This window comes from Methylocaldum sp., from assembly GCF_039794385.1.
In the GTDB taxonomy this organism is placed as follows: domain Bacteria; phylum Pseudomonadota; class Gammaproteobacteria; order Methylococcales; family Methylococcaceae; genus Methylocaldum.
Window position 1 is genome coordinate 1 of record NZ_JBDIVO010000214.1, and the last position, 8,575, is coordinate 8,575.

An 8,575-nucleotide genomic window follows, 5' to 3' on the forward strand; every position below is an offset into this window, starting at 1 on the left:
CGCAGGCGGCCGCAAAACCCTCGGCTTCTTCGCCGGCTACGCGCTGTCGTTGTACGGACGCCCGCAGGATCGTCTGTCGCACGTCCTGGTCGACGCGCCGTTCGAGTCGCACCCCGGCTTTTTCTACCCCACGCCGTATTCCCAGGTGATCTATGCCCTGCCGCCCGACCAGAAGCCGCTCGACACCCAGAACGCCGCCGTCACCCTGGCCGACATTCCCTTCGTGCGCCTCCGCCACGGCCTGCCCGAGGCGCTGCTCAAAGGCCGCAGCAGCTTCTCGGCGGCGGTGCGCGCAGCCCAAATGACCCTGGGACCAGCGCGCCTCGACATCGATCTATCCGCGCGCACCGTAACCGCCGGCGGCATCGCCATCCCCTTTCCACCCGCCGAACTAGCCTTCTATGCCTGGCTCGCCCGGCGCGCGCAGCGGGAACTGCCGCCTCTCCCCTGCCCGCCCGACGGCGCACCGGACCGCGACTACGCCGAAGGTTTCCTGGCCGAATACCGCGCCATCATCGGCGAACTCGGCGACGCCGACCGGGTGTTTGCGGGGCTCAAGCACGGCATGGACAAAAATTACTTCGAGCGGCGCAAGAGCCGGGGCAACCGGATGCTGCGGGACGCCCTGGGGGCGGGTGCCACCGCTTATCAGATCAAAGGTTTCGGCCGACGCCCCAGAACGGCGTATGGCCTGAGCCTGTCGGCCCATCAGATCGGATTTTGTGATTGATTCAGAGGAGACCCGGATGAATTCCGAACGATTGGAAGCCTCGGCCCGCGTGGCCCTGGCAGCGTTTCTGCATGATTTGGGGAAGTTCGCGGAGCGTGCGTCACCGGATGTCGATGGCACCGTGCTGGAAACCCACCTGCAACTCTATTGCCCGCGTCACGAAAGGCCGGGCGGAGGATTCTGGTACAGCCACAAACATGCGGCCTATACCGCCCTCGCGGTCGACTGGCTGGAGAATGAAGGCTTGCCGCCGCTCAAGGGGTGGGCCATGGCGCCGTTCGCCGACTGGAAATCCCGCGACGTCGACGACTCGCTGGTCAACGCCGCCGCAAAGCATCACCAGCCGCAAACCTTCCTGCAATGGATCATCGCCACCGCCGACCGGGTGGCCTCGGGATTCGAGCGGGAGCAATTCGAGAACTACAACCGCGCCGAGGAAAAGACCTCCACCGGCAAGAACCATTACCAGGCGCGCCTGCTGAGCTTGTTCGAGCAGATCCGGCTGGAATCGGACTCCCCCGACCGATTCGCCTATCGCTATCCGTTGCGCCCCCTCAGTCCCGAAAGCCTGTTTCCGGAAAAGCGCGAGACTAGCGAACCGGACAACGATACCGCGGCGCAACGGGAATATGCCGCTCTCTGGGACGGCTTCAGGAAAAGTCTTGACGCCATACCCGAATCGCACCGCCATAGCCTGCCCTTGTGGCTGGATCATTTCGACACCCTTTGGCAGACCTACACCCACGCGATCCCGTCGGCCACGGCTTTCAACGTCAAGCCGGAAGTGCCGCTGTACGATCACTCCAAGACCACGGCAGCCCTGGCCGTGGCGCTATGGCGCTATCACGCCGATCAAGGCCACCCCCCCGCCGAACGCCTGGCGCGGCTGCGCGGCCGGGACGATTGGGACGAACCGAAATTCCTGCTGGTGCAGGGCGATTTCTTCGGCATCCAGAAATTCATCTTTGCCGGCGGCGGCGAGACCAAGAAGAACGCCGCCAAGTTGCTGCGCGGCCGTTCGTTCTATGTCTCGCTGATTACCGAATGCGCGGCGCTCAAGGTGCTGGACGAGTTGCAATTGCCCTCCACCAGCCAGATAACCAACGCTGCCGGAAAGTTCCTCATCGTCGCGCCCAATACCGATGAAACCAGAACCCGTCTCGCCGAAGTCCAGAAAACTTTCGACACGTGGTTCTTGAAACACAGCTACGGAGAAGCCGGACTCGGCCTGGCTTTCGAACCGGCCTGCTGCAACGACTTTCTCGGCGGGAAGGAAGGCGAAAGCCGCTTTACCGCGCTCATGAAGAAGCTGCATCGAAATCTGGAGCGGACGAAATACGAGCATTTCGGTTTATGCGGCGGGAACGCTCCGAAACCCGTGTTCGAAGACTATCTCGACGATTTCGATAACGAGCTTGGCGCTTGCGCCGTCAACGACCGCGCGCCGGCGAAAGTCGAGAGGAACGACGTTCCTCTTAGCCGGCTCGCGGCGGACCAGATCCGGGCCGGCGAATTGCTGGTGAAGTGCGAAAGGCTGATTCTCAGCATCGCGAAGCTGCAGGACAACCGCACGCTGGACCTGCCGATCTTCGGCTATTACGTACACTTCACCGGCAACGAGGAAGCGTCCGGGCGCTTTGGCGCGGAAGTCAAGAACGGCAATATCCGGCGACTGTTCGATTTTTCGCTGCCCGATCCGAACCCCGCCCGGCCGCTTTGGAACGGCTACGCGCGGCGCAACATTCGCGGCTACGTGCCGGTATTCGAAGACCTGGAATGGAAAGATCCGCGGTACGACCGGATTCAAAGCAACTTGAAAGACGAGGACGAGCCCGCCGCCGAGGATCTGAAAACCCTGCACCACATCGCCTGCGAAGACCTGGACGAACGCCGGGAATTTCGCGGCGTGACGGCTCTGCATACCCTAAAAGGCGACATCGACGACCTCGGCGCCATTTTCCAGCGAGGATTGAGGCAGCCGACCTTCGCCAAGATGGCGGCACTGTCGCGGCAGGTGAACAATTTCTTCGCCGTCTATCTGCCCTGGCTATGCCGGACGGAATACCGGAACAGCTATACAGTGTTCGCCGGCGGCGACGATTTCTTCCTGATCGGTCCTTGGAAAAGCCAGGTGGAGCTGGCCCATCGGATGCGCCGGGAATTCGGGCGCTACGTCGCGGAAAACCCGGAACTCCATTTCTCGGCCGGCCTCGCCATGACCAAGCCGGCGGTGCCTATCCATTACCTTGCCGAAGGCAGCGAGGATGCATTGGAAGACGCCAAGAAGCACCACCGCGGCGACGAAGAAATACCGGGCAAGAACGCCCTCACCTGCTTCGGACAAACCGTCGGATGGGACGAGATGGACGCTCTGTGGGCATGTTATGAACGGCTGGCCGGGTTGGCGGGGGAATACCGGCTTTCCACCGCCTATCTCTATGGCTTGCTCGGGCTAGCGGATATGGCCGAAGGCATGGCGACGGACCCGTCCAAAACCCGGTGGCGCTCTTATCTGTATTACCGGACGTGGCGCATGGTGAAAAGCGAAAGAAAGCAGAGTGTGGAAGAGCAAACGGCCGTGCACAACCGAATCGTCGCCGAAATCGAATCCGGCATTCGTCACTACGGGGCGGCTTACAAGATCGCCCTGCATTTGTATCTGTATCAACAACGTGACTAAAGGGGGGAACCCATGAACTATTACGACAGAAGCAGGCCGCAGCAAGGCGGCGGCAGACAAAATCAGGATACGGGGCCGTCAAGGGAACTGGAAGAAATCCTGAAGCAGATCGACGTCGCGAACCCGAGCGGAGACTTGTTCGACGCGATCGCCGAACGCGCGGCCGAGGAAATCGCGAAATCGGCAAAAGCGGGCAAGAGAGACAAGAACAAATCCACCCAGCTCCGCCGCTTCTACGACGAGATTGTCATGTGGGACCAGCGGATACGCCAGCTGAAGGAGGACGAGCGAACCAGGATTTACGGCACCCAATACCTTCCACTCATCAAGATGCTCAACGCCAAGGCAGCCTATGCGGAGTCCCGCGAACTGATAGACCAGAATTTTCTGACGCTACTGCGGCATGGCCTGCGTCAGCTCGAACCGGATAAGCCCGAAGCATTCAAGAACTTCAAATTGTTCATGGAAGCCTTCATGGGTTTCTACAAGCTATACGGTCCGAAATAACCAGGGGAAACGCTCATGCAACTCAAAGCCATCAACCAGATCAGCGGCGAAATCAAACTCCTGACCGGCCTACGCATCGGCGCCGGCAACGAAGAAATGCACATCGGCGGGATGGACAACCCCGTCATCAAGCATCCCTATACCCAGGAACCCTACATTCCCGGCTCCAGCCTCAAGGGCAAGATGCGCAGCCTGCTGGAATGGCGCGCGGGTATCGTCGCGCTTTGCAAGGACAAGAAAGGCAATCCGGGCAAGCCGGTTTCCGTGGAACATTTGAAGGACATGAACGAGCGTCAGCGCCGAGATGCCGAAGCCATCATCCGTCTTTTCGGCATTTCCGGCGACGCCGGAGACGCGGCGGAAAAATACGGCCCGACCCGCATGGCGTTCTGGGACTGCAATCTGACCGAGGAACATCGGCAATTCGTTCGTGACAATAACTATCTCTACACCGAAGCCAAGAGCGAAAACAGCATCAACCGCATCACCGGCGTGGCCGATAATCCCCGCCAAACGGAGCGTGTTCCGGCGGGAGCGAAATTCACCTTCAGGCTTAACCTGAAGGTGCTGGACGAAAACGATACCGACCTGCTGGACCTGGTGAAAATCGGCCTCAAAATGCTGACGCTCGACGGCATCGGCGGGTCCGGTTCGCGCGGATATGGCAAGATTGAGTTCGACGGTCTAACGCTTAACGGGCAGGCATTCGATTTGCCCGAAACGCTGTTTTGAATTGGAGGCGATCCGAATGAACACCGTACGCCAAATCATCGACGATGCACCGGAAACCGTCCCCGTGCCACCGGAATTTCGGCACAAGCGCGTAGAAATCACTTTTCGTCCATTGGAAGAAGGCCCTGTGGAAAAGGACACCCACGGCTGGCCCGTCGGCTTCTTCGAAGCCACGGCCGGAGCATGGGAAGGCGAACCGTTGACGCGCGAGCCCCAGGGAGTATATGAGAAGCGCCTGGAGTTGGACTAATGTGGCTGCCCGACACCAACGTTTGGATACGCTATCTCAATCCGGCGCCGTCCCCGGTCAAGCAGCGCTTCATCGAGCACCTGCCTCAGTCCATCGTGCTCTGCGATGTCGTCAAGGCGGAACTCTATTTCGGGGCCTACAAGAGTCAAAGGCGGGAAGCCAATTTGAGCCTGCTCGAAACGCTGTTCGTCCAGTTCGTTTCGCTGCCGTTCGACGGCAACGCCGCCCGTCTTTGCGGCGAACTCCGCGCCGATCTCGCCCGAAAAGGCAAGCCTATCGGTCCCTACGACCTGCAGATTGCCGCCGTCGCCCTGGCCAACGATTTGACACTGGTCACTCACAATACCGTCGAATTCGGCCGCATCGACGGTCTTCGACTCGAAGACTGGGAGACTTGACGTGAAGCTTTACCGCATTCTGATACATCCCGGAACCGCCTTCGCCACGCCGCTCAAGGGCGACACCCTGTTCGGCCAGTGCTGCTGGGCGATCCGTAATCTTTGGGGCGAAGCCAGGCTGATCGAACTCCTGCAAGGCTACACCGATAACCAACCGTTTCTGGTGATTTCGGACCCCGTGCCGGAGGGTTTCCTAGCTCGCCCCGCCGCCCCTCCGCATCTGCTCGGTCTCGATACGGAAAACCCCAGGGAACGCAAGCAGATCAAGGCTCGGCGCTGGCTGCCGGAGGACGTGTTGACGAAGCCGGTCGGCGCCTGGGGGCAGGAAGCACTGAGCGAAGCCGACATGATGGACCGGCTGCAACTGAAGGGGCCGTTTCTCCGCCACGAAAACCGCACTCACAACAGCCTGAACCGACTGACCGGCACCACCGGGGCCGGTGAAACCGGGTTCGCGCCGTACGATCGGGCGCTGACCTGGTATCACCCCGAGGTGCGTCTGTCGGTTTACGCGGCGCTGGATGACGACCGCTACTTCACGCTGAAGGACCTGAGCGAAGCTCTCGTGGCCATAGGCCAGCAGGGCTACGGCAAGGAAGCCTCCAGCGGACTCGGCAAGTTCGAGGTTCTGGACGCGGCGCCTTATGATGACCCGCCGCGTCCTGCCGCCCCGAACGCCTGGCTGACCCTGGCGCCCAGCGCTCCCCAAGGGCAGCAATGGAAAGCCGAGCGTTGTTACTACGAAACCTTCACCCGCTTCGGCCGCCACGGCGACCGCGCCGTGCTCGGCGGGAAGCCATTCAAGAACCCGGTGTTGATGGCCGACAGTTTCGCCATCCTCACACCCGCGATCTTCGAGCCCTCCGCCCGTATCACGGGACGGGGCATCGGCGGCGTTTCCAAAGCGATCGGCACCGCGGTTCATCAAGGCTACGCCCCAGTCTTCGGCGTGCAATGGGAGGAAGCACAGTGAGTTCTTTCTTAAACACCCAAACCGTTTACATCTCGACGCTCACCCCGGTGCATATCGGTAGCGGCGAAGATTATTACCCCACCAATTACGTCATCGACGAGGGTTACCTGCACTATTTCGGGGAGTTGCAGTTGCTGGAAGCCCTGGCGCCGGCGGAACTGCAAAAGCTTGCGGGTATTGCCGAGAAGGAGCGGGGCCAAGAGAGTCTGCGGCAGATTCAGGCTTTCATCCACCAAAAACGGGAACAGCTCTCCGTCTGGGCTCAGCATCGCGTGCCGGTGGCGGAAGGCGTGGCGCGTCTTTACCGGGACCGTATCGGCCAAACCGCGCAACACGAACGGGACGGACGCCGGATTTCCAACCAACTGATCATCCAGCGGAACAGCTTCAATCCGCACGGCGGGACCCCCTATATCCCCGGCAGCAGCTTCAAGGGGGCGATCAGAACCGCCTTGCTCGACGCGCTGAACAAAGGCGATTCACTCCCGCTGGTGACCGACCACAGCGGAAGAGAGCGGCGCGAGAATAACCAGGAACTCCAGCAGCGATTGCTGGCTTACGATTTCCGTCATCTCGAAAACGATCCTTTGCGCCTGCTCAAGATCGGCGACGCATCCTACCGCCACCCCGAGGGCTTAAACGGCTTAGAGATCCGCTTCGCCGTCAATCGCAAGCGCAAGCGTTCCGACAAGCCGAGCCGCGCCGACCAAGGTCCGCCGATTCTGCTCGAATGTCTGGCCGCCAACCGCAGCCGGAGCTTTACCGCGACTCTCGCCTTGCAAGACGATCCAATACTGCGCCAAGTGCGAAACAAACTGCCGTTCCGCGATTTCCGCGAACTGGCGGCGCGGGTCAATCGTTATGCGCTGCCGCAATTCAAGGCCGAACTGAAACGGCTGGAAGAACTCGGCTATGCGGATCAGCATTGGCTGGCGGATATGAGGGCATTGCTGCGGGACGAGCTGGAGCAGGCATTCCTGGCAAATCAAGCTTTCCTGCTCAGGCTCGGACGATATGGCGGCGCCGAAAGCAAGACCCTCGATGGGGTGCGCAGCATCAAGATCATGCAAGGACCGGGAAAGCCCCCGAAGTATCAGCACGAATCCACCACCGTCTGGCTGGCCGCCGACGATCGGACTCAGCAGGGAGGCATGTTGCCCTTCGGCTGGATACTGGTCGAACTCGACGATGCCGGCCTGCGCGAAACGCACGCCTTCCTCCGACGTAACGCGCAAGCGGCCTACGATCGACTGGAACAGGAACAAAAGCGGAAATCCGAGGCCGAGCGACTGCGGGCCGAACGATGCCGAGCCGAAGCCGACGCGCGGCGGCAAGCCGCCGAAGAGACCGCAAGAGCGGAAGCCCAAGCCGCCCGTTTCGCGGCCATGTCGGAAAACCAGCAGCGGACCGAAGCCCTGCGTGGCGAAATGACTGCGGCCAATAAGGGCAAAGGTCCCGGCAGCCAGTTGTACGACCGCTTACGGAATCTGATCCAGGAGGCGGCGAGTTGGGACGAATCCGACCGCCAGGCCCTGCACCCCGTAGCCGTCGAGATATTCGACTGGCTCGGCATCCGCAAGGACGACGGCAAGCGCAAGAAACTGTTGCGCAGTCTCATGGCGCCATGATGAGCTTGCACTGAATCCGTCTATCGGTTTCTTCCGTCAGCGGAGAACACGTTATGAACTGGCAAGACATCTGCGATAACCCGTTATTCAAGGACCTTCCCTTCAAATTCGAAACCGACCGCTGGGGGCATATCGTCATGAGTCCGGCCACCGACAAACGCTCCCGGCTCCAAGGCGAGATTTTGAACCTGCTGAGGCAACATCTTCCCCACGGACGGGTATTGTCCGAGTGCAGCGTACAAACCTCCGAGGGCGTGAAAGTGGCCGACGCGGTTTGGGCCAGCGCGGAGTTTTTCGCCCACCGCGGTTTGGCCAATCCTTCCCCGGAAGCCCCTGAAATCGTGGTCGAAGTGCTTTCGCCGTCAAACGGCCGGGCCGAAACGGAGGAAAAGAAGGAACTTTATTTCGCCCGTGGCGTGCGCGAATTCTGGGTGTGCCGGGAAGACGGCGAAATGCTGTTCTACAACAACCACGCCCGGCTCGAACACAGCACCCTGGCGCCCGAATTTCCGACCCGTGTCGAGTTGCCCGCATGACGCTCCGAAAATCGCCATCACTCGACGCTAACTTTTCGGTAAGCCGATTTTTCTGCAAACCCCTTTGTAAACCGTTGACTATGGAGGTGTTTTAGACACGAGCCGTTTGAATCGAGACCTTATGAAGAAGGGATTAAGACA

9 protein-coding genes are annotated in these 8,575 nt (G+C 60.5%); all 9 read left to right on the forward strand.

The genetic code is table 11. From position 1 onward, the window contains the following. Positions 1-730: CRISPR-associated ring nuclease Csm6 (gene csm6 / locus ABJK70_RS16485; protein WP_347258501.1), on the forward strand; the 730-nt coding region annotated here is incomplete at its 5' end. A gap of 16 nt (positions 731-746) precedes the next feature. Further along, positions 747-3,410, forward strand: a complete 2,664-nt coding sequence (cas10, locus tag ABJK70_RS16490) for a type III-A CRISPR-associated protein Cas10/Csm1 (RefSeq protein ID WP_347258502.1) — start codon at positions 747-749, stop codon at positions 3,408-3,410. A gap of 12 nt (positions 3,411-3,422) precedes the next feature. Continuing rightward, positions 3,423-3,917: a type III-A CRISPR-associated protein Csm2 gene (csm2, locus tag ABJK70_RS16495; protein ID WP_077732660.1), complete on the forward strand. Its 495-nt coding sequence runs from the start codon at positions 3,423-3,425 to the stop codon at positions 3,915-3,917. Between the two features lie 15 nt (positions 3,918-3,932). Then, positions 3,933-4,649: a type III-A CRISPR-associated RAMP protein Csm3 gene (gene csm3 / locus ABJK70_RS16500; RefSeq protein WP_077732661.1), complete on the forward strand. Its 717-nt coding sequence runs from the start codon at positions 3,933-3,935 to the stop codon at positions 4,647-4,649. Positions 4,650-4,665: 16 nt separating this feature from the next. Further along, entirely contained in the window at positions 4,666-4,899 is a 234-nt protein-coding gene (locus ABJK70_RS16505) for a hypothetical protein (protein ID WP_347258503.1), read from the forward strand. Beyond that, positions 4,899-5,297 (forward strand): type II toxin-antitoxin system VapC family toxin, encoded by a 399-nt coding sequence (locus ABJK70_RS16510; protein ID WP_077732663.1) that lies wholly within the window; start codon positions 4,899-4,901, stop codon positions 5,295-5,297. Before ABJK70_RS16505 ends, ABJK70_RS16510 begins: the two co-directional genes overlap by 1 nt. Position 5,298: 1 nt before the next feature. Then, positions 5,299-6,270, forward strand: coding sequence for a CRISPR-associated protein Csm4 (locus ABJK70_RS16515; protein WP_168183899.1), 972 nt, complete (start codon positions 5,299-5,301; stop codon positions 6,268-6,270). Continuing rightward, positions 6,267-7,898, forward strand: a complete 1,632-nt coding sequence (csm5, locus tag ABJK70_RS16520) for a type III-A CRISPR-associated RAMP protein Csm5 (RefSeq protein WP_347258504.1) — start codon at positions 6,267-6,269, stop codon at positions 7,896-7,898. The genes ABJK70_RS16515 and csm5 overlap by 4 nt, the downstream gene beginning before the upstream one ends. Positions 7,899-7,951: 53 nt before the next feature. Continuing rightward, on the forward strand, positions 7,952-8,434 hold the full coding sequence (locus ABJK70_RS16525; protein ID WP_347258505.1) for a Uma2 family endonuclease: 483 nt from the start codon (positions 7,952-7,954) through the stop codon (positions 8,432-8,434). Positions 8,435-8,575: the final 141 nt, after the last annotated feature.

Bases quoted from the DNA above. Each gene is read 5' to 3' on its own strand.
- cas10 (WP_347258502.1), top strand. From the start codon at position 747: ATGAATTCCGAACGATTGGAAGCCTCGGCCCGCGTGGCCCTGGCAGCG.
- csm2 (WP_077732660.1), top strand. From the start codon at position 3,423: ATGAACTATTACGACAGAAGCAGGCCGCAGCAAGGCGGCGGCAGACAA.
- csm3 (WP_077732661.1), top strand. From the start codon at position 3,933: ATGCAACTCAAAGCCATCAACCAGATCAGCGGCGAAATCAAACTCCTG.
- ABJK70_RS16505 (WP_347258503.1), top strand. From the start codon at position 4,666: ATGAACACCGTACGCCAAATCATCGACGATGCACCGGAAACCGTCCCC.
- ABJK70_RS16510 (WP_077732663.1), top strand. From the start codon at position 4,899: ATGTGGCTGCCCGACACCAACGTTTGGATACGCTATCTCAATCCGGCG.
- ABJK70_RS16525 (WP_347258505.1), top strand. From the start codon at position 7,952: ATGAACTGGCAAGACATCTGCGATAACCCGTTATTCAAGGACCTTCCC.